This is a genomic window from Pseudomonas sp. D8002 (genome assembly GCF_013385695.1).
GTDB lineage: Bacteria > Pseudomonadota > Gammaproteobacteria > Pseudomonadales > Pseudomonadaceae > Aquipseudomonas.
On the sequence record NZ_JACAPM010000024.1, the window covers coordinates 1 to 23,965 of the forward strand.

General features: G+C 60.6%; 24 protein-coding genes. 10 read left to right on the forward strand and 14 right to left on the reverse strand.

What is annotated here, in order from left to right; genetic code table 11:
- Positions 1–56: 56 nt before the first annotated feature.
- On the reverse strand, positions 57–1,256 hold the full coding sequence (gene tyrS, locus HX807_RS12860) for a tyrosine--tRNA ligase (RefSeq protein WP_003210928.1): 1,200 nt from the start codon (positions 1,254–1,256) through the stop codon (positions 57–59).
- A gap of 211 nt (positions 1,257–1,467) precedes the next feature.
- Between tyrS and HX807_RS12865 the strand changes: the two genes are divergently transcribed.
- Both HX807_RS12865 and HX807_RS12870 read left to right on the forward strand, forming a co-directional pair.
- Positions 1,468–2,883: a peptidoglycan DD-metalloendopeptidase family protein gene (locus HX807_RS12865; protein WP_003210931.1), complete on the forward strand. Its 1,416-nt coding sequence runs from the start codon at positions 1,468–1,470 to the stop codon at positions 2,881–2,883.
- A gap of 3 nt (positions 2,884–2,886) precedes the next feature.
- The gene (locus tag HX807_RS12870) at positions 2,887–3,978 is read left to right on the forward strand and encodes an anhydro-N-acetylmuramic acid kinase (RefSeq protein WP_008434463.1); all 1,092 of its coding nucleotides are present in this window, start codon (positions 2,887–2,889) and stop codon (positions 3,976–3,978) included.
- A gap of 66 nt (positions 3,979–4,044) precedes the next feature.
- On the opposite strand, the gene erpA is transcribed toward HX807_RS12870, so the two are convergent.
- Positions 4,045–4,395, reverse strand: a complete 351-nt coding sequence (erpA, locus tag HX807_RS12875) for an iron-sulfur cluster insertion protein ErpA (protein WP_003176443.1) — start codon at positions 4,393–4,395, stop codon at positions 4,045–4,047.
- Positions 4,396–4,557: 162 nt separating this feature from the next.
- Positions 4,558–5,592: an N-acetyl-gamma-glutamyl-phosphate reductase gene (gene argC / locus HX807_RS12880; RefSeq protein WP_076953354.1), complete on the reverse strand. Its 1,035-nt coding sequence runs from the start codon at positions 5,590–5,592 to the stop codon at positions 4,558–4,560.
- Between the two features lie 136 nt (positions 5,593–5,728).
- Here argC and hemJ point away from each other — a divergent pair, with 136 nt between their 5' ends.
- The 6 genes from hemJ to coq7 all read left to right on the forward strand — a co-directional run bounded on the left by hemJ (position 5,729) and on the right by coq7 (position 10,241).
- Positions 5,729–6,157: a protoporphyrinogen oxidase HemJ gene (gene hemJ / locus HX807_RS12885; RefSeq protein WP_003210937.1), complete on the forward strand. Its 429-nt coding sequence runs from the start codon at positions 5,729–5,731 to the stop codon at positions 6,155–6,157.
- Between the two features lie 24 nt (positions 6,158–6,181).
- The gene (locus HX807_RS12890; protein ID WP_008434459.1) at positions 6,182–7,150 is read left to right on the forward strand and encodes a nitronate monooxygenase family protein; all 969 of its coding nucleotides are present in this window, start codon (positions 6,182–6,184) and stop codon (positions 7,148–7,150) included.
- A gap of 63 nt (positions 7,151–7,213) precedes the next feature.
- The gene (locus tag HX807_RS12895) at positions 7,214–8,179 is read left to right on the forward strand and encodes a DUF805 domain-containing protein (protein ID WP_003210940.1); all 966 of its coding nucleotides are present in this window, start codon (positions 7,214–7,216) and stop codon (positions 8,177–8,179) included.
- A 62-nt stretch (positions 8,180–8,241) separates the two neighbouring features.
- Entirely contained in the window at positions 8,242–9,030 is a 789-nt protein-coding gene (locus tag HX807_RS12900; protein WP_003210941.1) for an SDR family oxidoreductase, read from the forward strand.
- 46 nt (positions 9,031–9,076) lie between these two features.
- On the forward strand, positions 9,077–9,415 hold the full coding sequence (locus HX807_RS12905; RefSeq protein ID WP_003210943.1) for a histidine triad nucleotide-binding protein: 339 nt from the start codon (positions 9,077–9,079) through the stop codon (positions 9,413–9,415).
- A gap of 178 nt (positions 9,416–9,593) precedes the next feature.
- A complete protein-coding gene (coq7, locus tag HX807_RS12910) occupies positions 9,594–10,241 on the forward strand; it encodes a 2-polyprenyl-3-methyl-6-methoxy-1,4-benzoquinone monooxygenase (protein ID WP_003210945.1) in 648 nt (215 codons plus the stop codon).
- A 64-nt stretch (positions 10,242–10,305) separates the two neighbouring features.
- Here the strand turns inward: coq7 and HX807_RS12915 are convergent, their stop codons facing one another.
- Complete coding sequence (locus HX807_RS12915; RefSeq protein WP_003210947.1) at positions 10,306–10,728, reverse strand: OsmC family protein; 423 nt, start codon at positions 10,726–10,728, stop codon at positions 10,306–10,308.
- A gap of 250 nt (positions 10,729–10,978) precedes the next feature.
- Here HX807_RS12915 and crp point away from each other — a divergent pair, with 250 nt between their 5' ends.
- Positions 10,979–11,623 (forward strand): cAMP-activated global transcriptional regulator CRP, encoded by a 645-nt coding sequence (crp, locus tag HX807_RS12920; protein ID WP_003210949.1) that lies wholly within the window; start codon positions 10,979–10,981, stop codon positions 11,621–11,623.
- Here crp and HX807_RS12925 read toward each other — a convergent pair.
- Genes HX807_RS12925 through HX807_RS12940 form a run of 4 tightly spaced genes read right to left on the reverse strand, consistent with a single transcriptional unit; the run spans position 11,620 to position 14,803 of the window.
- Positions 11,620–12,315 carry a lipoate--protein ligase family protein gene (locus HX807_RS12925; protein ID WP_177050331.1) on the reverse strand — a complete coding sequence of 232 codons (696 nt, stop codon included), beginning with the start codon at positions 12,313–12,315 and terminating at the stop codon, positions 11,620–11,622. The genes crp and HX807_RS12925 overlap by 4 nt on opposite strands.
- A gap of 2 nt (positions 12,316–12,317) precedes the next feature.
- Positions 12,318–13,154 carry an indole-3-glycerol phosphate synthase TrpC gene (gene trpC, locus HX807_RS12930; RefSeq protein WP_102606385.1) on the reverse strand — a complete coding sequence of 279 codons (837 nt, stop codon included), beginning with the start codon at positions 13,152–13,154 and terminating at the stop codon, positions 12,318–12,320.
- Positions 13,151–14,200 carry an anthranilate phosphoribosyltransferase gene (trpD, locus tag HX807_RS12935; RefSeq protein ID WP_003210955.1) on the reverse strand — a complete coding sequence of 350 codons (1,050 nt, stop codon included), beginning with the start codon at positions 14,198–14,200 and terminating at the stop codon, positions 13,151–13,153. Before trpD ends, trpC begins: the two co-directional genes overlap by 4 nt.
- A gap of 9 nt (positions 14,201–14,209) precedes the next feature.
- Positions 14,210–14,803, reverse strand: coding sequence for an aminodeoxychorismate/anthranilate synthase component II (locus HX807_RS12940; protein ID WP_003210957.1), 594 nt, complete (start codon positions 14,801–14,803; stop codon positions 14,210–14,212).
- A 412-nt stretch (positions 14,804–15,215) separates the two neighbouring features.
- Between HX807_RS12940 and estP the strand changes: the two genes are divergently transcribed.
- On the forward strand, positions 15,216–17,138 hold the full coding sequence (estP, locus tag HX807_RS12945) for an esterase EstP (protein WP_003210959.1): 1,923 nt from the start codon (positions 15,216–15,218) through the stop codon (positions 17,136–17,138).
- A 138-nt stretch (positions 17,139–17,276) separates the two neighbouring features.
- Here estP and trpE read toward each other — a convergent pair whose 3' ends face one another.
- The 6 genes from trpE to HX807_RS12975 form a co-directional block, all read right to left on the reverse strand.
- A complete protein-coding gene (gene trpE, locus HX807_RS12950; RefSeq protein ID WP_003210962.1) occupies positions 17,277–18,758 on the reverse strand; it encodes an anthranilate synthase component I in 1,482 nt (493 codons plus the stop codon).
- A 68-nt stretch (positions 18,759–18,826) separates the two neighbouring features.
- A complete protein-coding gene (locus HX807_RS12955; RefSeq protein WP_063026787.1) occupies positions 18,827–19,645 on the reverse strand; it encodes a phosphoglycolate phosphatase in 819 nt (272 codons plus the stop codon).
- Entirely contained in the window at positions 19,642–20,316 is a 675-nt protein-coding gene (gene rpe / locus HX807_RS12960; protein ID WP_003210966.1) for a ribulose-phosphate 3-epimerase, read from the reverse strand. Before rpe ends, HX807_RS12955 begins: the two co-directional genes overlap by 4 nt.
- 83 nt (positions 20,317–20,399) lie before the next feature.
- The gene (locus tag HX807_RS12965; protein ID WP_003210968.1) at positions 20,400–21,548 is read right to left on the reverse strand and encodes an iron-containing alcohol dehydrogenase; all 1,149 of its coding nucleotides are present in this window, start codon (positions 21,546–21,548) and stop codon (positions 20,400–20,402) included.
- 202 nt (positions 21,549–21,750) lie between these two features.
- Entirely contained in the window at positions 21,751–22,575 is an 825-nt protein-coding gene (locus tag HX807_RS12970; RefSeq protein ID WP_003210970.1) for an ABC transporter permease, read from the reverse strand.
- 13 nt (positions 22,576–22,588) lie between these two features.
- Entirely contained in the window at positions 22,589–23,821 is a 1,233-nt protein-coding gene (locus HX807_RS12975; RefSeq protein ID WP_003210972.1) for an ABC transporter permease, read from the reverse strand.
- Positions 23,822–23,965: the final 144 nt, after the last annotated feature.

The window sequence follows — 23,965 nt, forward strand, 5'->3', positions numbered from 1 at the left end:
GGAAGTGGGGCGAATTATAGACAGATATAAAACGCCGTCAACAGTTAATTTCAGGTTTATTCGGATTTAAGCGTAATACGCGCAAATGCCTTCTTGCCGGCCTGGCAAACGTGGGTCGCGCCCAGCTCGTATATAAAGGTGCGATCGACAACCTCACCATCTATACGCACACCGCCAGACCCCAGAAGGTCGCGCGCCACCGCCGAGTTCTTCACCAGGCCCGCCTTATTAAGGACGGCAGCGATCGGCATTGCCTCGCCAGCAGTCAATTCAATCTCAGGCAGATCATCCGGCAGCTCGCCATCCTTCATACGGTTACCCGCAGCACGGTGAGCACTGGCCGCAGCCTCTTCACCATGGAAGCGCGCAACAATCTCTTCAGCCAGCTTGATCTTCACATCCCGCGGGTTAGCCCCAGCTTCCACTTCAGCACGCAGTGCATTGATCTCATCCATCGAGCGGAAACTCAACAGTTCGAAGTAACGCCACATCAGCGCATCCGGAATCGAAACCAGCTTGCCGTACATCACACCCGGCGCTTCCTGGATACCGACATAGTTACCCAGGGACTTGGACATCTTCTTGACGCCATCCAGCCCTTCCAGCAACGGCATCGTCAGAATGCACTGAGCCTCTTGCCCATACGCACGCTGCAGCTCACGCCCCATCAGCAGGTTGAACTTCTGATCAGTACCGCCCAGCTCGACATCGGCACGCAACGCCACCGAGTCATACCCTTGAACCAATGGGTACAGGAACTCATGGATAGCGATCGGCTGATTAGTGGAGTAGCGCTTATCGAAGTCATCGCGCTCGAGCATGCGAGCAACGGTGTACTGGGACGTAAGACGAATGAAATCCGCCGGCCCCATCTGATCCATCCAGGTGGAGTTGAAGGCCACCTCGGTCTTGGCCGGATCAAGAATCTTGAAGACCTGGGTCTTGTAGGTCTCGGCGTTATCGAGAACCTGCTCACGGGTCAGCGGCGGACGCGTAGCGCTCTTGCCGCTCGGATCGCCGATCATCCCGGTGAAGTCACCTATAAGGAAGATCACCTGATGCCCCAGTTCCTGGAACTGGCGCAGCTTATTAATAAGCACCGTATGCCCAAGGTGCAGATCCGGCGCCGTCGGATCAAAGCCGGCCTTAATACGCAGGGGCTGGCCACGCTTGAGCTTTTCGATCAGCTCAGCTTCGACCAACAGTTCTTCCGCACCACGTTTGATCAGCGCTAGCTGCTCTTCAACCGACTTCATAACAGACCCGCAAGGCTCAGATTCAAAAGGGAACCAACCATACAAGATCAGGGACTAATTACAAGTTTTGCCCTGCGCACGGACACCGTTCAGCAAGCCCAGCGTTCGCAAGCTTGCACCACAGATGATTTGGTTATATTTTATACAGTTATTTCATCTTCATCATGTCATTCATCTTTTCCAATTCATCTTTTCAAAGTCAAAATTACTTATGACCACAGAACCGTCTAAAGCGCCGCCGCTTTACCCGAAGACCCACCTGCTCGCCGCAAGTGGGATCGCCGCCCTTCTGAGCCTGGCACTCCTGGTATTTCCTTCCAGCGACGTAGAAGCCAAACGAACGACCCTAAGCCTTGACCTTGAAAGTCCGGTTGAGCAACTGACACAAGATCAAGACGCTTCCGACGCACTTCAAGCCACAAATGGCGCAGCCGAATCGCCGTTTGCCCAGATCGAAAGCAGCGCCGAAGACACCAAGGAAACCGCGCAGGCCGAACCTGCGGTAGTAGAGGCACCCAAGAACCCGCTGCACCGGGAAGTCATTGTTGCCAAGGGCGACACCCTTTCGACCCTGTTCGAAAAGGTCGGCCTCCCCGCCGCGACGGTCAACGATGTACTGGCAAGCGACAAGCAGGCCAAGCAATTCACCCAACTCAAGCATGGCCAGAAGCTTGAATTCGAACTGGCGCCCGACGGCCAGTTGACCAACCTGCACAGCAACGTCAGCGACCTGGAAAGCATCACCCTGACCAAAGGCGCCAAGGGCTTTGCGTTCAACCGCATCACCACCAAGCCGGTCATGCGCTCCGCCTATGTACACGGCGTGATCAACAGCTCGCTGTCGCAGTCCGCCGCCCGCGCCGGCCTGTCCCACAGCATGACCATGGACATGGCCAGCGTGTTTGGCTACGACATCGACTTCGCCCAGGACATTCGCCAGGGTGACGAATTCGACGTGATCTACGAACAGAAGGTCGCCAACGGCAAGGTCGTCGGCACCGGCAACATCCTCTCTGCGCGATTTACCAACCGTGGCAAGACCTACACCGCCGTGCGCTACACCAACAAACAAGGCAACAGCAGCTACTACACCGCCGACGGCAACAGCATGCGCAAGGCGTTCATCCGTACCCCGGTTGACTTCGCCCGTATTAGCTCGCGTTTCTCGATGGGTCGCAAGCATCCAATTCTGAACAAAATTCGCGCTCACAAAGGCGTCGACTACGCCGCCCCGCGTGGCACGCCGATCAAGGCTGCCGGTGACGGCAAGGTCTTGCTGGCCGGTCGCCGTGGCGGCTACGGCAACACCGTGATCATCCAGCACGGGGCCACCTACCGTACGCTGTATGGCCATATGCAAGGTTTCGCCAAGGGCATCCAGACCGGCGGCAACGTCAAGCAGGGCCAGGTGATCGGTTACATCGGCACTACCGGGCTGTCCACCGGCCCGCACTTGCACTACGAGTTCCAGGTCAACGGCGTGCACGTCGACCCACTGGGCCAGAAGCTGCCAATGGCCGACCCGATCGCCAAGGCCGAGCGCGCCCGCTTCCTGCAGCAGAGCCAGCCATTGATGGCCCGCATGGACCAGGAGCGCTCTACTCTCCTGGCTTCGGCGAAGCGCTAAGCCATGTCGCTCTATATAGGTGTGATGTCCGGGACCAGCCTTGATGGCCTGGACATTGCGCTGATCGAGCAAGGCCCGGCGATCAAGCTGATCGCCACCCACTACATCCCCATGCCTGAATCCCTGCGTTCCGAGCTGCTTGGCCTGTGCGCCAGCGGCCCGGACGAGATTGCCCGTTCGGCGCTCGCGCAGCAGAACTGGGTGACGCTTGCCGCCCAAGGTATTCACGCCCTACTCGATCAGCAGAACCTCAAGCCCCAGGACATTCGAGCGATTGGCAGCCACGGCCAAACCATTCGTCACGAACCTGCACGGGGTTTTACCGTGCAGATCGGCAACCCGGCACTGCTCACCGAATTGACCGGAATCACCGTCGTCAGTGATTTCCGCAGCCGCGATGTCGCCGCCGGAGGCCAAGGCGCCCCGCTGGTGCCTGCATTTCATGAGGCACTGTTTGGCGAGCGTACGGGCAACCGCGCCGTACTGAATGTGGGCGGCTTCAGCAACCTCAGCCTGATCGAGACCGGCAAACCGGTCGCGGGCTTCGACTGCGGCCCGGGGAATGTCCTGCTGGATGCCTGGATTCACCAGCAACGCGGCGAGAACTTCGACCGCGATGGCCAGTGGGCTGCCAGCGGGAAGGTTGAACCCCAGCTACTCAAGGCATTGCTCAGCGATCCGTTCTTTGTGACCAAGGGGCCAAAAAGCACCGGTCGCGAAGTCTTCAACCTGGGATGGCTTGAGCATCACCTGGGACGATTGCCGCCATTCGCAGCCCAGGACGTGCAAGCCACATTGCTCGAGCTGACTGCCCTGACCATCGTCGAATCCCTGCAAACCGCCCAACCACAGACCGAAACCCTGCTGGTCTGCGGCGGCGGCGCCCACAACGCAACCTTGATGAGCCGCCTGAGCGCCCTGCTGCCGGCGACCCAGGTCAGCAGCACCGCCACCTGCGGCGTAGACCCTGACTGGGTCGAAGCCATGGCGTTCGCCTGGCTGGCCCATTGCTGTCTGGAAGGCATCGCCGCCAACCGCCCCAGCGTCACCGGCGCCCGCGGCCTTCGTGTACTCGGCGCGATCTACCCCGCCTGAATCCCACACAGCAAAACGCCGCTTGGCCCTATCAAGGCCAAGCGGCGTTTTTATATCCGCTGTCGATCAGATCGAGAACGAAGACCCGCAACCACAAGTGGTGGTGGCATTCGGGTTCTTGATCACGAAGCGCGAACCTTCCAGACCTTCCTGATAGTCCACCTCGGCTCCTGCCAGGTACTGGAAGCTCATCGGATCGACAACCAGGCTGACGCCCTCGCGCTCAACGATGGTGTCGTCATCGGCCACGTCTTCATCGAAGGTAAAACCGTACTGAAACCCTGAACAACCGCCGCCCGTAACAAATACGCGCAGCTTCAAGCGATCATTACCCTCTTCATCGACCAGGCTCTTCACCTTGTGCGCAGCACCGTGGGTGAATTGCAAAGCCGTGGGGGTGAAGGATTCAACGCTCATGCTGATAATCTCCCGGCGTAGCGCCGCCATATGCGTGATGGCGGGCATTATCCGCTTCTCCTAGAAAAGCGGTCAACTATTGTTACGGTATATCAATCTGCGCAGCGGCCATTAAAAACACGAAAGGCCCGATCAACGGGCCTTTGCGCAACAGCAGAAAATTTACGGCAGCATGCCCGCGTGGGACAGGCCCAGCTTCTCATCCAGGCCAAACAGGATGTTCATGTTCTGCACAGCCTGGCCCGAGGCGCCCTTGACCAGGTTGTCGATAACCGACAATACCACCACCAGGTCACCATCCTGTGGACGATGCACTGCGATACGGCACACGTTGGCACCGCGCACGCTGCGGGTCTCCGGGTGGCTGCCCGCCGGCATCACATCGACGAACGGCTCATTGGCATAGCGCTTTTCAAACAGCGCCTGCAGGTCTACCGAGCGATCAACGACTGTCGCATACAGTGTGGAGTGGATCCCGCGGATCATCGGTGTCAGGTGCGGCACAAACGTCAGGCCGACATCCTTGCCCGCAGCACGACGCAGCCCCTGGCGAATTTCCGGCAAGTGACGATGGCCTTTGACTGCATAGGCTTTCATGCTTTCCGACGTCTCGGAGTAAAGCGAACCTACAGCGGCCCCACGACCAGCACCGCTGACGCCCGACTTGCAGTCAGCAATCAGCCGCGATGCATCCGCCAGCCCAGCTTCCAGCAATGGCAGGAAACCCAACTGCGTAGCCGTCGGATAGCAACCCGGCACAGCGATCAGGCGTGCTTGCTTGATCTGCTCACGATTGACTTCCGGCAGGCCGTACACCGCCTCTTCCAACAACTGCGGTGCACCGTGAGGCTGGCCGTACCACTTGGCCCACTCATCGGCGTCCTGCAGGCGGAAGTCTGCCGACAAGTCGATCACCTTGGTGCCGGCGGCCAGCAACTCGCCCGCCAGGGCATGGGCCACACCGTGAGGCGTGGCAAAGAACACCACATCACACGCGCCCAGGGTCTTGACATCCGGAACGCTGAACGCCAGGCCGTCATAGTGGCCTCGCAGGTTCGGGTACATATCGGCCACAGCCAGGCCGGCCTCGGATCGGGAAGTGATCACCACCACCTCAGCTTGCGGATGCTGAGCCAACAGACGCAGCAATTCGACACCGGTGTAACCCGTGCCGCCGACGATACCGACCTTGACCATAAACCTGCCCTCAACGAACCCACTGGAAAGCCGTCGATAATAGGGTTCGTATCGTCCTGCGACAACCTTCAACATGACGTGTAGACGCAAGAGCCACTACTATCTTCAGCTACCGTGAACCTGGGAATAACTAAAAATGCTTTATCTATGGGTCAAAGCCTTTCATATCGTCAGCATCGTCTGCTGGTTTGCCGCGCTGTTCTACCTTCCGCGCCTGTTCGTCTACCACGCCCAAAGCGAGGACACCATCAGCAAGGAACGCTTCAGCGTGATGGAGCGCAAGCTATACCGCGGCATCATGGGCCCGGCGATGATCGCCAGCCTGGTGTTCGGCGGATGGCTGATCTACCTCAACCCGGCCATCTTTCAATCCGGCGGGTGGATCCACGCCAAGTTGACCCTGGTAGTACTGCTCATCGGCTACCACCATATGTGCGGCGCGCAGGTAAAACGTTTCGCCCGTGGCGAAAACACCCGCAGCCATGTCTTTTATCGCTGGTTCAATGAAGTGCCAGTTCTGATATTGCTGGCTATCGTAATTTTGGTCGTGGTCAAACCGTTCTAATCTCTATTACTCGGGGTACTTCCAATGTCGCTGCCCGCTTCGCTCGAACAAAATCTGCGCCTGCCCGTCGTGGCTGCGCCGATGTTTCTGATCTCCAACCCGCAACTGGTGCTGGCCTGCTGCCGCAACGGGATCGTCGGCAGCTTCCCTGCCCTCAACCAGCGGGAAAGCAGCGGCTTCAAGGCGTGGCTGGAAGAAATCGAAGCGGGCCTGGCGCTGCTGGATAACCCGGCGCCCTATGCGGTCAACCTGATCGTGCACAACAGTAACCCGCGGGTGGAAGCTGACCTGGCGATCTGCGTCGAGCACAAGGTGCCGATCGTCATCACCAGCCTGGGCGCGGTGAAAGAATTGGTAGACGCGGTGCATAGCTACGGCGGCCTGGTATTCCACGATGTCACCACCCGGCGCCACGCCGAAAAAGCCGCTGAAGCCGGCGTCGATGGCCTGATCGCCGTTGCGGCGGGCGCCGGTGGCCATGCCGGCACCTGGAGCCCGTTCTCGCTGATCGCAGAAATCCGTCAGTTCTTCGACAAAACCCTGCTGCTCGCCGGTTGCCTGAACCACGGCCACGAAATCCTCGCCGCGCAACTGCTCGGCGCCGACCTGGCCTATTTCGGCACGCGTTTTATCGGCACCACCGAAAGCCATGCCCCGGATGCCTATAAAGAGATGCTGCTCACATCGCGCGCCGCCGACATCGTGCACACTCCAGCCGTCTCCGGTGTTCCCGCAAGCTTCATGCGCCAGAGCCTGGAAAACGCCGGTTTCGACCTCGCCGCGCTGCAAGGCAAGGGTGAAGTCAATTTTGGCTCCAAGCTCAAGCCACTCAACGACGAAGCCAAAGCCTGGAAGACCGTGTGGTCCGCCGGCCAGGGCGTCGGAGAGATTGATGATTTGCCCAGCGTCGATGAACTCGTGGCCCGCCTGGATGCCGAATACCGCAAGGCGCTCGAGCATGCGGCACAATTGCCTGAACGCTGGCCACGCTGATCCGCGATCCAAAGCCTGCTGATCAAGGCAGGCCTCCCCTATTCAAGTGACAAGGATGCCCGCATGAGCGACAACCGTTTCAAGATTGTATTTGATGGCGCATTGCTCCCGGGTGTCGAAAGCACCACCGCCAAGCTGAACCTCGCCGAGTTGTTCAAAAGTGATGTCGACGCGATCGAAAAGCTTTTCACCGGCCGCCCGGTCGCGCTGAAACGCGACCTTTCCCGCGCCGATGCCGAGACCTATCTGCAAGCGCTGAAAAACGCCGGGGTGGATGCGCGGATAGAAGAAGAGCAGCCGGTCGCCTTCAGCCTTGCCGAAACCCATGAAACGGACTCCGGCAGCGCGACTGACTACACCCGCCCCGCCGCATCGCCTTACGCCCCGCCCCGAGCCGCGGTTGGCGAGAACCTGCCGGAGTTTTCCACCCTTAAGGTATTCACCGTCAACGGCCGGATCGGACGCCTGCGCTTCCTGGCGTGGACGCTGGTGCTGAGCGTGGTGATCCTCCTCGTCTCCAGCGTGTTCTTCACCGTCGGACTTGGTATCGCTGCGGTCTCTCCGACGATTGCCATGGTCATTGGCTTCCTCGTGGGGATTGCCATACTCGTGGCCGCTGTGTGGGTCAGCGTACAGATCACCGTGCAGCGCCTGCATGACCTGGGCTGGTCCGGCTGGCTGTGGTTCCTGCACCTGGTGCCCTTCGTTGGCAGCATCTTCCCGATCCTGCTGATGGTCCTCCCCGGTAACACGGGCGCAAACCAGTACGGCGCGCCACCACCGCGTAACTCCACTGCGGTGAAAATCCTCTCCGCATTGTGGCTCGCATTCATTCCGCTGGTATTTGCCGGCGCGGTGTTGGTTGGCATGAGCGGCTACCTGGATCAACTGGAAAGCGATGTAGGTGGCAGCTACGAAAGCAGCTCCATCAACTCCGATGACGACAGCGACCAGGCCACCACCGTCGATGAAGTCGATGTGCAAAGTGCTGACGACACAGCCGAACCTGTAGACTCTACGCAACAGTGAAAAACGCCCGACGCCTGTGACGCCTCTGTCACAGGCCCGGTAGCGTTGCGATGGAGAAACGCATGACCCGTTACGCTCTGATCACCGGTGCCTCCAGCGGCATCGGCCTGGCCTTGGCCGAAGCACTGGCCCGTCGCGGCCGCAGCTTGATTCTGGTGGCCCGCCAGCGTGATCAGTTGGAAAGCATTGCAATCGAATTGACTCAGCGCTTCGGCGTCGAGGTGCTGTTCCGCGCCTGTGACCTGGGCGAGCCCCTGCGGCTCTCCGGGTTCCTGCTGGAACTGGAAGAAGGCGAGCGGCAGATCGACCTGCTGGTCAACTGCGCCGGCATCGGTACCAGCGGCCCGTTCCTGGCGCAGGACTGGATGACCGAGCAGGACCTGATGGAGGTCAACATCCTCGCCCTGACCCGCATGTGCCACGCCCTCGGCAACGCCATGGCCCTGCACGGCGGCGGGCAGATTCTCAACGTCGCGTCGGTTGCCGCGTTCCAACCCGGCCCGTGGATGAGCACTTACTACGCCAGCAAGGCCTACGTGCTGCACTTTTCCGAAGGCTTGCGCGAGGAACTGAAGACCTGCGGCATCAAGGTTTCCGTTCTTTGCCCCGGCCCGACCCGCACCGCATTCTTCGGCACCGCCCAAATGGACACCGCCAAGCTGGATCGCAGCCAACAGTTGATGAGCCCGGAAGAAGTCGCGCTCTACACCGTGCGTGCGCTGGCCAGGAACAAAGCCATCATCATTCCCGGCCGGCGTAATCGCTGGCTGGCGTTCAGCCCGCGCCTGAGCCCGCGCTGGCTGACCCGCAAGATCGCCGGCGCGATCAACAAGGCCTATTGCCCGCGCTGATCGCCTGAGTACACTCACCCTGCACTTTCACAATGGAGAAACAGCTGTGGATACTCTGTTCACCAAGATCATCAACAGAGAAATACCCGCGAAGATCATCTACGAGGATGACCAGGTCCTGGCCTTCCACGACATCGCGCCAATGGCACCCGTGCATTTCCTGGTGATTCCGAAAAAGCCGATCCGCACCCTCAACGACCTCACCGAGGAAGACAAGGCGCTGGCCGGGCATATCCTGTTCACCGCCCAGCGCCTGGCGGTTGAGCAAGGCTGTGAGAAGGGCTTCCGTGTGGTGATGAACTGCAACGAAGATGGCGGACAGACCGTTTATCACATCCACATGCATGTTCTGGGTCAACGCCAGATGAACTGGCCGCCGGGCTGAGCACTACCTGTGGCGAGGCAGCTTGCTCCCGCTGGGCTGCGTAGCAGCCCCAAAAACGAGAGCGCTGCGCACTCCAGCGCGAGCAAGCTCCCTCGCCACACAAGCAATTTGACCCAGCGCAAACGCTTCCCCCTCTCTTGCGGTAAACTGGCCGCCGAGATTCTTCCCGGAGGTCAGCATGACTACCCAACGTCACTACTCGCCGATTGATCGTCTGTTGCTGCAAGCCGATACGGCCATGCGCACGCTGCTGCCATTCAGCGGCCAACCGCACCGCCCGTCGCCCGCCATCGTGCGGCCCGAAGCGCAGATGAGCGAGACCGACACCCGCCACGTCGCCGGCCTGATGCGTATCAACCATACCGGTGAGGTCTGTGCCCAGGCGCTGTACCAGGGCCAGGCCCTGACCGCCAAGCTGCCGCAAGTGCGCGCTGCGATGGAACATGCCGCCGAAGAAGAAATCGATCACCTGGCCTGGTGCGAACAACGCATTCGCCAGTTGAACAGCCATCCGAGCGTGCTGAACCCGCTGTTCTACGGCTTATCGTTTGGCATTGGTGCGGTGGCCGGGCTGATCAGCGACAAAGTCAGCCTGGGTTTTGTGGCCGCCACCGAGCATCAGGTGTGCAAACACCTCAATGAACACCTCGAGCAACTGCCGGCTGAAGACGAAAAGTCCCGGGCGATTCTTGAGCAGATGCGCATTGATGAAGAACATCACGCCGAAAGCGCGCTGGACGCGGGCGGCTTCCGCTTCCCGGCACCGGTGAAATTTGGCATGAGCCTGCTGGCCAAGGTCATGACCAAAAGCACGTACCGCATCTAGTTTCAGCAGAAAACAAAAAAGGGCGCTATCAAGCGCCCTTTCTTTTTGCCTGCCGATTGAAGAATCAGCCCAACTCAATGATCTCGTAATCATGAGTGATGGCAACGCCCGCAGCGCCCAGCATGATCGAGGCCGAGCAGTACTTCTCTGCCGACAACTCGATGGCCCGCTTGACCTGGGCTTCTTTAAGCGCCCGGCCCTTGACGACAAAGTGCATGTGGATCCTGGTAAACACCTTCGGGTCTTCGGTGGCACGCTCGGCTTCCAGGAATGCTTCGCAGCTTTCCACCGCCTGGCGGGACTTCTTCAGGATGCTCACCACATCGAAATTGCTGCAACCGCCTACACCGAGCAGGAGCATTTCCATCGGGCGTACGCCCAGGTTGCGGCCACCGGCTTCCGGCGGGCCGTCCATGACCACCACGTGGCCACTGCCCGACTCACCGAGGAACATGGCTTCGCCCGCCCATTGGATGCGTGCCTTCATCGCCCAGACTCCACTGCTAAAAAAGGGTCGCCAGCTTAGCACAGCACTTTGGGCCGGCAGCGTTTCCCATGAAAGCGATCAACAGCAGGGTTTGCTGGGTAAATTCCCTAATGAAGTCAGAATGTGTCTGTTAAGCTGGCGCCAAATCAATGGCGCATTGCCATCCATTGGATGATGTAGCTTAGCCGTTGATCGCGCTGGATAAAAAAACAAGCTCACCAACACCGTGCAGTCTTTTCGGGATACAACCATGGTTGCTATTACTCCCACACCCAAAATCAAGAACCTCGACAAACTGCTGATGCATTGTCAGCGCCGGCGTCATCCAGCCAAGCACAACATCATCTGCGCGGGCGAGCGCTCGGAATCCCTGTTCTTCATTATCAAAGGCTCGGTCACCATCCTGATCGAGGATGACGATGGTCGCGAAATGATCATCGCCTACCTCAATACCGGTGATTTCTTCGGTGAACTCGGGCTTTTCGAACAAGCCGGCAAGGAACAGCAACGCAGTGCCTGGGTGCGGGCCAAGGTCGAATGCGAAGTCGCCGAGATCAGCTATACGAAATTTCGCGAACTGGCCCAGCAGGATCCCGACATTCTGTACGCCCTGAGCGGCCAGATCGCACAGCGCCTGAGAGACACCACGCGCAAAGTCGGCGACCTGGCGTTCTTCGACGTCACCGGCCGGGTTGCCCGCTGCCTGCTGGAGTTGTGCAAGCAACCGGACGCAATGACCCATCCCGACGGGATGCAGATCAAGATCACCCGCCAGGAAATCGGGCGGATCGTCGGTTGCTCAAGGGAAATGGTTGGCCGCGTGCTCAAGGACCTGGAGGAACGCAACCTGGTGCATGTCAAAGGCAAGACCATGGTGGTCTTCGGTACGCGTTAAACCGGCAGGAAATTCGCAAGCATCTGACGGTACAACGTATCAAGCCGGGCAATCGCATCTGGCGCCGCAAAGGCTTCGTGCAGGGCGATGTGGCTTTCGGCGCGCACCCGTTGTTCCAGGCCGCATGCTTCATTGAAGCGATTGACCGCGGCGATCAACTCGACGCGATCGTCATCCAGCAGCAACGCACCATGCACCAACCCCACCGGGCGCCCGCCACTCTGGCGCCAGCGCTGGGCGGTACCGACCATTTTGCGACCATCAAGGTTGACGTTGTAGCGACCGTCGCAAAACGCACCGTCGATCTCGCCCACCGACGCGTTGCCACCCAACTCGATCAGCAGGTCGCAAATCGGCTGGCACAGACGCTGGTAGCCGGTTTCGATACGGCCCTGGTCACCTTCACTGCGTGGTGGCGCGTAGACCAACGCGATATTGACCGTGGCTGCCGATTGCGGAACAGGCTCACCGCCCGTTTCCCGCAGCAGCACCGGCCAACCGGCATCTGCCGACACCTGGCTGGCGGTCTCGAATGCCGGAAGGCGGCTCAAACGACGAGGCATCACCAACGCCTGATCGCTGGGCTGCCAGAACAGCAGGCCGAACGGTTGCTCGCCGGCACAGACCGCGGCGAGCAAATCCTGCTCGGCCTTAAGGCCTGCCTCGACCGTCATCGCCACCGGCTGGGTCATCATCAATCCAGGGTCGAGCCACTGACGGCAACGCCACGCTCCGGGAAGAACAGGCGCTGCAATTCAGCCCCCGGGTTCTCGGCACGCATGAAGGTTTCGCCGACGAGGAACGAGTACACGCCGCTGATTTCCATCAGTTCCACATCGGCGCGATTGACGATGCCGCTTTCGGTGATCACCAACCGGTCGCGCGGGATGCGCGGCAACAGGTCGAGGGTGTTTTCCAGGCTGACTTCGAAGGTGTGCAGGTTGCGGTTGTTGACGCCCACCAACGGTGTGTCGAGGGTTTTCAACGCGCGTTCCAGTTCATCACCGTCGTGCACTTCCACCAGCACGTCGAGGCCGACGCTCTTGGCCACGGCCGCCAGTTCAGCCATTTTCACGTCATCCAGTGCGGAGACGATCAACAGCACGCAATCGGCGCCCAAGGCACGGGCTTCGACGATCTGGTACGGGTCGACCATGAAATCCTTGCGGATCACCGGCAGCGAGCACGCGGCACGCGCTTGCTGCAGGTACAGGTCGGAACCCTGGAAATAGTCGATATCGGTCAACACCGAGAGGCACGTCGCGCCGCCCTTCTCGTAGCTTTTGGCAATGTCTTCAGGGATGAAGATCTCGCGAATCACGCCCTTGCTCGGCGAAGCCTTCTTGATTTCAGCGATAACGGCCGGCTGTTTTTCCTTGGCCTGCTTGATCAGCGCATTGGCGAACCCACGCGGTGCATCGGCGGTTTTCGCCAGGCCTTCCAGCTCAGCCAGGCTGACCCGGGCACGGCGCTCGGCGACTTCTTCTGCCTTGCGGGCCAGGATTTTTTCCAGAACGGTCGGAACACTCATCCTTCATTCTCCACTTTGAACACCGCAGTAAACGCACCCAGTTCTTCGAGCTTTTCGCGCGCCAGCCCGGTATGCAATGCATCATGAGCGAGGGCAACACCCTCTTTAAGACTGTAGGCGTGATCCGCGGCGTACAGCGCCGCACCGGCGTTGAGCACAATCATTTCTGCGGCTTTCTGGCCGTTTTCGGTCTTGCGGCGTCCCAGGGCATCGCGAATCAGTTCAAGGGAGGCTGCCGGGCTTTCTACCGCCAGGCCGTGCAGGCTCTGGCTTTTCATGCCGAGGTCTTCTGGCTCGACCCAATACTCGGTGACCTGGTCGTTCTTCAGCTCCGCCACGAAGGTCGGCGCCGCCAGGCTGAACTCGTCGAGGCCATCCTTGGAGTGCACCACCAGCACGTGCTTGCTGCCCAGGCGCTGCAGGACTTCAGCCAATGGCCGGCACAGCGCCTGGCTGAACACGCCCACTACCTGATGCTTCACACCGGCCGGATTCGTAAGCGGGCCGAGCATGTTGAACAGGGTACGCAGGCCCAAGTCCTTGCGCGGGCCGGCGGCGTGTTTCATCGCGCCGTGATGGGACTGGGCAAACATGAAGCCGATACCGACATGATCGATGCAGCGCGCCACTTGTACCGGGGTCAGGTTCAGGTAGATGCCTGCTGCTTCCAGCAAATCGGCGCTGCCGCTTTTACCCGACACCGCGCGGTTACCATGCTTGGCCACGGTGCAGCCGGCAGCGGCCACCACAAAGGAAGAAGCCGTCGACACGTTGAAAATGTTCGCACCGTCGCCGCCGGTGCCGACCACGTCGACCACGCCGTCGAGGGTCTTGAGTTCAACCTTGTCGGCCAGCTCACGCATGACCGACACAGCGCCGACGATTTCGTCGATGCTCTCGCTCTTCATGCGCATGGCCATCATGAACGCGCCGATCTGCGCGTCGGTGCATTGACCGGTCATGATCTCGCGCATCACATCGCTCATTTCAGCGGTGCTCAGGTCCAGATGGCCGACGATACGGCTCAGGGCAGTCTTGATATCCATGAAAAGTCCTTAGCGCGTGCCGCCGCTCTGCTTGAGAAAGTTAGCGAACAGCTCGAAGCCCTGCTCGGTCAAAATCGATTCCGGGTGAAATTGCACCCCTTCGACGTTCAGTGTCTTGTGACGCAGGCCCATGATCTCGTCGACCGAGCCGTCTTCCAGCTGGGTCCAGGCCGTCAGCTCAAGGCACTCGGGCAGGGTTTCACGCTTGACCACCAGCGAGTGGTAGCGGGTTACCGTTACCGGCAGGTTCAAACCCTGGAATACGCCCTGGTCCTTGTGAAATACCGGGCTGGTCTTGCCGTGCATTACCTGGCGGGCGCGGACGACGTCGCCACCGAAGGCCTGGCCGATGGACTGATGGCCCAGGCACACGCCCAGGATCGGCAGCTTGCCGGCAAAGTATTGGATGGCTTCGAGTGAGATGCCCGCTTCGGTCGGCGTACACGGGCCTGGGGAGACGACGATGCGTTCAGGGTTCAACGCGGCGATCTGGGCCACGGTCAATTCGTCGTTGCGCACCACCTTGACCTCGGCGCCGAGCTCGCCCAGGTACTGCACAACGTTGTAGGTAAAGGAGTCGTAGTTATCAATCATCAGCAACATGTGGGTTAAAACCTCTTGAATTCACTGACTTCTAATGACGGCCTTCCAAGGGAGTGACCCGCTGCCAGACGCACTTTCCGGTTGCCGGGGTTGGTCGGCAAGGGGCGTTTAACAGAGGGTGAAGAAGGCAAATCGGTACAGGTCCGGCGGGGCCGGTAGAGAAAAGTTAGGCGCGCCAACGCCAACGGGCGTGTGCCTTGACTACTCGCATCAAGAGTTTGCTGATGATCAACACGGGGAGGGTCTCATTCATACGTTCAGGCACAGTAACGTAGCCTCGCCAACGGTGCAATATCGAGCCGCAAATACGGGGAAAACTGCCCGACTGATAATTGGCGTCAAACTTTTCAGAACCCTTCCAAGGGCGCTACAGTCACAGTGCTGACAAAAAAACAAAATCATGGACGGACTCATGACCAAGATGCCCTATTTCACCCCCATCGTCGGCTGCCTCTTGGCGCTGGCATGCTCGCAAGCCTTCGCCGCGCCCTCGCCTTATTCGACGATGGTCGTTTTCGGTGACAGCCTGGCCGACGCCGGTACATTTGCCGACCCTGGCGCACCGGGCTCAACCTATCGCTTCACCAACCGCACCGGCCCGCAATACTTCGACGGCAGCGGCGAAAGCACATCGCTGATCTCCTCGACGTTATTGGGCGGCAAGCTGGGGGTTGCCCCGGGCGACCTGAATGCCTCGACCTCGCCGGAGCGCGCCGCGCTGGGCCAGCCAGACGGCAATAACTGGGCCGTCGGCGGCTACACCACCCAACAGATCTACGATGCCATCACCGGTAACTCCACCGTCACCGACAGCGACACCGGGCAGGTATTGCGTACACGTCCCGGATACCTGGCATCAACGGGGGGCCGAGCCGACCCCAACGCGTTGTACTTTCTCTCCGGCGGCGGCAATGACTTCCTCGACGGCCTGGTCCTCAGCCCCGACCAGGCCTCGGCCGCAGCCGGGCGCCTGGCCGACAGCGCCCAGGCGCTGCAACAGGCTGGCGCCCGTTATGTAATGGTATGGATGCTGCCGGACCTGGGCCTGACACCTGCCGTCAATGGCACCCCGCTCCAAGGGGCCGTCAGCACCCTGGCCGGCGCGTTCAACCAGACCCTGGTACAGCGCCTGTCGCAAATCGATGCGCAGATCATCCCGCTGAACATTCCGTTGCTGCTCAAGGAAACCTTTGCCGATCCCGGGCGTTTTGGTTTTGCCACCGACCAGAACCTCAACCAGACGTGCTTCAGCGGCACCACCTGCAGGAATCCGGTGTATGGCGTCGGCGGCACCAATCCGGACCCGACCAAGCTGATTTACAACGACACCGTGCACCCGACCGAGGCCGGCCAGGCACTGATCGCCGACTACGCGTATTCGCTGCTGGCAGCCCCCTGGGAAATCACCCTGCTTCCGGAAATGGCCCAAGGCACCTTGCGCGCCCATCAGGATTCATTGCGCAACCAATGGCAAGCCGACTCCCGTAGCTGGCAGGCCGTGGGCCAATGGCGGGCGATCGTCGACGCTGGCGGCCAGCACCTGGACTTCGATGATCAGAACAGCTCGGCCAGCGGTGACGGCAGCGGCTATAACCTGAACATCGGTGGCAGCTACAGGCTCAATGACGAGTGGCGCGTGGGTGTGGCAGCAGGCTTCTATCGCCAGAGTCTTGAGGCCGGCGCCAGCGATTCGGACTACAAGCTCAACAGCTACCTGGGCACCGCGTTCGCCCAATATCAGGAAGATCACTGGTGGGCCGACGCCGCATTGACCGGCGGCAAACTGGACTTCGACAACCTCAAGCGCAAGTTCGCCCTGGGCATCAGCGAAGGCACCGAGAAAGGCGACACCGACGGCTGGCTATGGGCATTGAGCGCACGGGTTGGGTATGACATCGCCGAGCCAAACAGCGAATGGCACTTCTCACCCTTTATCAGCGCTGACTATTCGCGGGTCGAGGTGAATGGTTATTCGGAGAAAGATGCCCGTTCCACCGCGCTGACCTTTGATGACCAACAGCGCGACTCCAAGCGTTTGGGAATCGGATTACAAGCCAACTACCGCTTCACCCCGCAAACCCTGGTGTTTGGCGAAGTGGCCCACGAGCACGAGTTTGAAAACGATACGCAGCGAGTGGGCATGTCCCTCAACAGCGTGCCGGGGATTGATTTCAAACTGGACGGCTACACGCCACGCAGCAATTCGGATCGCTTGAACCTGGGGATTACCCACAAGGTGACCAAGGACCTGGCGCTGAACGCGGCCTATAACGTGAGAAAGGATGACAACTTTACCCAGCAAGGGCTGAGTGTCGGGGTGAGTCTGGATTTCTGACTCGGACTTGAAACTGACAAATACCAAATGTGGGAGCGGGCTTGCTCGCGAAAGCGGTGCGACAGTCGCCTTATATATCGACTGATACTCCGCCTTCGCGAGCAAGCCCGCTCCCACATTTTTGATCTACGTCTGACTTCAGTCCTGCGGGGTCTGCTCAGCCAACGCCACCGCGCGGAACATCGCCCGGCGCTTGTTCAGCGTCTCTTCCCATTCCAGGGCCGGTACCGAGTCGGCCACAATCCCGCCGCCCGCCTGCACGTGCAGTTCGCCGTCCTTGATCACCGCCGTACGGATCGCGATCGCAGTGTCCATATTGCCGTTCCAGGCGAAATACCCCACCGCGCCGCCATACACACCCCGCTTCACCGGCTCCAGCTCGTCGATGATTTCCATCGCGCGAATCTTCGGTGCGCCCGACAAGGTGCCCGCCGGCAGGATCGCCCGCAGTGCATCCATCGCCGTCAACCCGGCCTTCAGCTCGCCGGTGACGTTGGACACGATGTGCATCACGTTGGAGTAACGCTCGATCACCATCTTCTCGGTGAGCTTCACCGAACCGATTTCCGAGACACGCCCGGTGTCATTGCGGCCCAGGTCGATCAGCATCAAGTGCTCGGCGATTTCCTTGTCGTCGCTCAACAGGTCCTGTTCCAGCGCCAGGTCCGCCTCTTCGGTCGCACCGCGAGGGCGGGTGCCGGCAATCGGGCGTACGGTGATCAGGTTGTCTTCGACCCGCACCAGCACTTCCGGCGAACTGCCCACGACGTGGAAGTCGCCAAAGTTGAAGAAGTACATGTACGGCGTCGGGTTGAAACAGCGCAGCGCCCGGTACAAATCAATCGGCGCGGCCTTGAAGTCGATGGACATGCGTTGCGACGGCACCACCTGCATGCAGTCACCGGCAAGGATATATTCCTTGATGGTATCGACCGCACGCTCGTAGTCATCCTGGGTAAAGCTGGAGCGGAACACCGGGTCAGCCGCCGGTGGACGGCTGAGGTCCAGGCCGCGACGCGGGGTGATCGGCTGGCGCAGTTTTTCCAGCAGCGCTTCCAGGCTCGCCTGGCCTTGCTCGAACGCATCGGCCTGGGAAGGATCCGCCAACACGATAGCGTGCATCTTGCCCGCGAGGTTGTCGAACACCACCACTGCGTCGGAAACCATCAGCAGAATGTCCGGCACACCCAACGGATCGGGGTTCGGGGATTTGCCCAGGCGTTTTTCCACGTAGCGCACGCAGTCGTAGCCGAAGTAACCCACCAGGCCGCCGTTGAAGCGCGGCAGGCCGGCGATGGTCGGCACGTTGTAGCGCGCCTTGAATTCCTCGACGAAGGCCAGCGGGTCTTCCACGTCATGGCTTTCGATCTCGACGCCGTCCAGGGTGATGCTCACATGGTGATCATGTACCCGCAGCACCGTGCGGCACGGCAGGCCGATGATCGAATAACGGCCCCATTTCTCGCCGCCCTGCACCGACTCCAGCAGATAGGAGTTGGGCTCGTCGGCCAGTTTCAGGTAGATCGACAGCGGGGTGTCGAAGTCGGCCAGGGTTTCGCAGGCCATGGGGATACGGTTGTAGCCGGCAGCGGCCAAACGCAGGAATTCTTCGCGGATCATGAGGTGCCTCGTGGCTTGAGGGTCTAACGGTCAGGTGTGCAAACGTGCCGCAGCGCGGCGAGGATCAGTCAGGCGCGCCAACGCCAGCGGGCCAGGGCCTTGATGACTTTCATCCAGAGTTTGCGAGTGACCACCACGATGGGATTTCCAGAAGGGGATGGAACAGCGTCGGGCAACGTTATCTCAGCGCCCGTTCCCAAGCAACCGGGGATTAACAGGCGCAGGTCATCAATCACCAGCGCCGGGGATTCTTCGGCAATCGGCCGGCCATGGTTGTAGCCGTAACTCAAGGCCACGCACTTGACCCCCGCCGCTTTCGCCGCCAGCACATCACTGCGCGAATCGCCGACAAACAGCGATTGGGACGCCGGGATATTGGCCATTTTCATCACGAAGAACAGCGCGGCCGGGTCGGGCTTCTTCTGCGGCAAGGTATCGCCGCCGATGATCCAGCGGAAATACCGGCCGATCTTCATCTGGTCCAACAGCGGTGCGACGAAACGCTCCGGCTTGTTGGTGATCAGGGCCATTTCCACGCCCTGCTTGTGCAGCCATTTCAGGGTGTCGCGCACGCCGGGATAAACCACGGTCAGTTCGTGGCCGTTTTCGTAGGCCACGTTGAACAGCTCAAGCGCATGCTCGGCTTCCACCTCATCGACACCCTCGGCCTCGATGTTGTTGGCCAAGGCCCGACGCACCAGCATCTGCGCGCCATTGCCGACCCACTCGCGCACCGACTCGATACCCGCCGGCTTGCGCCCCAGCTTGAGCAGCATCTGGTCCACCGCCGCGGCCAGGTCCGGCACTGAATCGATCAACGTACCGTCCAGATCGAACATCACCAGCCGTGGCAGTTTGCCGGGGAACAGTTGCTCAAAGCCACTCATGGACGCGCCAGCGCCAGTTCTGCACGCATCTTGGCGATCACTTCCTGATAGTCCGGGGCATTGAAGATTGCCGAACCGGCCACAAAGGTGTCAGCACCGGCCGCGGCGATTTCGCGGATGTTGTTGACGTTGACGCCACCGTCGATCTCCAGGCGGATATCACGGCCCGACGCATCGATCAGCGCCCGCGCTTCACGCAGCTTGTTGAGGGTGCCCGGGATAAACTTCTGCCCGCCGAAGCCCGGGTTGACGCTCATCAGCAACACCATGTCGACTTTGTCCATCACGTACTCAAGCACGCTCAGCGGAGTGGCCGGGTTGAATACCAGGCCCGCCTTGCAACCGCCCTCGCGGATCAGTTGCAGGGTGCGGTCCACGTGCAACGTGGCTTCCGGGTGGAAGGTGATGTAGGTCGCGCCGGCTTCGATGAAGTCACCGACGATGCGGTCCACCGGGCTGACCATCAAGTGCGCATCGATAGGCGCGGTCACGCCGTATTTACGCAGGGCGGCGCAGACCATCGGACCAATGGTCAGGTTCGGCACATAGTGGTTGTCCATGACATCGAAGTGAACGAAGTCGGCACCGGCGGCCAACACCTTGTCCACTTCCTCGCCCAGGCGGGCGAAGTCGGCGGAGAGAATCGATGGAGCAATGACGAAGGGCTGCATGACGCACCTTTTTGAGCTAAATCACGATGGCGCGCATTGTATACCTCATGCTTTGCCGCGCGCACCGTGACCTCGCTCAATGGTTAATAAGCTGCCCGGTAGATTTTCTCGATATCAGCGGCGCTGAGCTTGCGCGGATTGTTGCGCATCAGCCGCTCGATCCCCGCCGCTTCTACCGCCATGGCCGGGATCGCATCTTCAGGCACACCGAAGCTGCGCAGGCCGGACGGAATCTCGACTGCGGCACACAGTCGCGTCATCGCATCGACGGCCTGGTCGGCGGCATCCACCGCACTCAAACCCGTGATATTCACGCCCATGGCCTCGGCAATCTCCTGCATGCGCTCCACACACGCCAGCTTGTTCCAGTGCATCACGTAGGGCAGCAGCAAGGCATTGCTTACGCCGTGGGCGATGTTGAAACGCCCGCCCAACGGGTAGGCCAACGCATGCACCGCGCCCACGCCGGCATTCCCGAACGCCATCCCGGCCATCAGGCTGGCGGTGGCCATGTCGTCCCGGGCCTCAAGGTTGGCGGGGTTGGCGTAGGCCTTGGGCAACGCCTTGGCAATCAGTTTGATCGCCCCGATGGCCAGTGCATCGGTGATCGGCGAGGCATTCAGCGACAGGTAGGATTCGATGGCGTGCACCAATGCGTCCACCCCACTGGCGGCGGTGACGCTGCGCGGGCAAGTCAGGGTCATCTGCGGGCTGATCAGGGCCACGTCCGGCAGCAGGTAATCGCTGACGATGCCTTTTTTCAGTTGCGCGACCTTGTCCGACAGAATCGCCACGTTGGTCACCTCCGAACCGGTGCCGGCCGTGGTGGGAATCGCGATCAGCGGCGGGCCTTTGCGCGGCACCTGGTCCACGCCGAACAGGTCGGCCAGGGCGCCATGGTAACCGGCGTAGGCCGCCACGCTCTTGGCGATGTCGATGGCACTGCCGCCGCCGACGCCGATCAGGCCGTCATGCCCGCCTTCGCGGTAGACGCGCATGCAGTCCTCGACGATGGCGATTTCCGGGTCGGGCAGCACGCGGTCGAAAATCTCGTAGGTCCGTTCGCCCAGGTGTTCCAGCGCCAGCGCCACGGTGCCGGATTTGACCAGTGCCGCATCGGTGACAATCAGCGGGTTGTCGACATCCAGCCGCGTCAGCTCGGCGGCCAGTTGCTCGATGGCGCCTGGGCCGGTGAGCAGTTTGTGGGCGATCTTGAATGAGGAAGTACTCATGTGCGCGGCCTCTTATCAGTTATGGGCTGGCACAAGATTAGCTGACTTGGGCTGGTTGTCTTGCATTCAGCTACTGAATAGACACAAACCCAATGTGGGAGCGGGCTTGCTCGCGAAGGCGGTAGGCCAGTCGATATCTCTGTTGACTGACACACCGCCTTCGCGAGCAAGCCCGCTCCCACATTTTGATCTCTGTTTGGCTTTAGACCTGGGCCGTACGCAGTTTCTCGCTGCGCCCGCGCAGCCATTCCAGGGTCAGCAACAGCACCACCGAGAAGGCAATCAGCAAGGTGGCCGCGGCGGCAATGGTAGGGCTGAGGTTTTCACGGATGCCGCTGAACATCTGCCGGGGCAAGGTTGCCTGCTCGGGCCCGGCAAGGAACAGCGTCACCACCACTTCATCGAACGAGGTGGCAAAGGCGAACAGCGCACCGGAAATCACCCCCGGGGCAATCAACGGCAAGGTCACCCGGCGAAACGCCGTCAGCGGTGACGCGCCCAGGCTGGCCGCCGCCCGCACCAGGTTATGGTTGAACCCTTGCAAGGTCGCCGACACGGTGATGATCACAAACGGCACGCCCAGCACCGCGTGCACCACGATCAGCGAGAAGAAGCTGTTGCCCAGGCCCAGCGGCGCGAAGAACAGGTAACTGGCCACACCGATAATCACCACGGGCACTACCATCGGCGAAATCACCAGGGCCATCACCAGCGCCTTGCCGGGAAAGTGCCCCCGGGTCAGGCCAATCGCCGCCAGCGTGCCGAACACCATCGCCAGCACTGTAGCCGCCGGAGCCACGATGATGCTGTTCTTCAGGGCGCGCATCCATTCCGCCGAACCGAAGAAATCCTGGTACCAGTGCAGCGAGAAACCTTGCAGCGGGTAGACCAGGAAACTTCCACTGTTGAACGACAGCGGGATGATCACCAGCACCGGCAAGATCAGGAACAACAGGATCAGGCCGCAGAGGATCCGCAAGCTGTAGAACCAGACCCGTTCCACGGGCGACATATAAGGGCTCAGCATCGCAACGGTCTCCTTAGCTCAGGCGCAGGCGGCTGGCGCCCACCAGCCAGTTGTAGATCAGGTACAGCACCACGGTGGCCAGCAGCAGCAAGCCGCCCAAGGCCGTGGCCATGCCCCAGTTGATGCTGGTGTTGGTGTAGAAGGCCACGAAGTAGCTGACCATCTGGTCGTTCGGGCTGCCCAGCAAGGCCGGGGTGATGTAGTAGCCAATCGCCAAAATGAACACCAACAAGCAGCCGGCACCAACGCCTGCGTAGGTCTGCGGGAAGTACACGCGCCAGAAGCTGGCGAATGGGTGGCAGCCCAGGGAGATTGCCGCCCGCATGTAGGTGGGCGAGATGCCTTTCATCACGCTGTAGATCGGCAAAATCATGAACGGCAACAGGATGTGCACCATGGAGATGTAGACCCCCAGCCGGTTGAACACCAACTCGACGGGTTTATCGATCAGCCCCATGCCCATCAGCGCGCTGTTGATCAAGCCGCCGGACTGCAGCAACACGATCCAGGCCGCCACGCGCACCAGCACCGAGGTCCAGAACGGCAGCAGCACCAGGATCATCAGCAAATTGCTTTGCCGCGCCGGCAAGTTGGCCAGCAGGTAAGCCAACGGATAGGCCAGCAGCAGGCAGCACACGGTGATGACCAGGCCCATCCAGAACGTACGGGCGAAGATATCGAGGTAGATCGCCTGGTCCGGGGTGGCCGGGGCGATTTCGCCGAGGTCGTCGATGCGGTGATCGACGGCGGCCAGCAAGTAGTATGGCGTGAGGCTGCTGGTGTTGCGCCGGATCGCCTGCCAGTACGCCGGGTCGCCCCAGCGTTCGTCGAGGTTTTCCAGCGCTTCTTTATAGGAGGCAGGCGCTTCGGTGAACGGCAGCGCCCGCGCGGTTTTCGTCAGCAGGCTGCGATAGCCCGCCAGCTCCATGTTCAAGCGTTTGGAGAGGTCGCCCAGGGTCGAGTTTTTCCGGGCTTCGCCCAGGTCCTCGCTGATGGCCTGGTACACCGGCTCGCCCGGCAAGCCACGACCGTCCCAGGCCGTCACCGCCACCACCGTGCGCGGCAGGCCGCCCACCACTTCCGGGTTGCCGACGCTTTTGTAGAGCAGCGCCACAATCGGCACCAGGAACACCAGCAGCAAAAACACCACCAATGGCGCGATCAGGGCCTGGGCCTTCCAGCGGTTGAGCCGCTCGGCACGCGCCAGGCGCTGTTTCAGGGTGGGGCTGGGAATGGCGAGGGCCATGGCGAACTCCGGATCGTAAAAAAGAATGCAGACCTGTGAAGGCCCACACCTGTGGCGAGGGGGCTTGTCCCCCGTTGGGCTGCGCAGCAGCCCCAGTAAAGCCACTGTGGTTTATTAGACTGACCGCGGTGGCTGGTTTTGGGG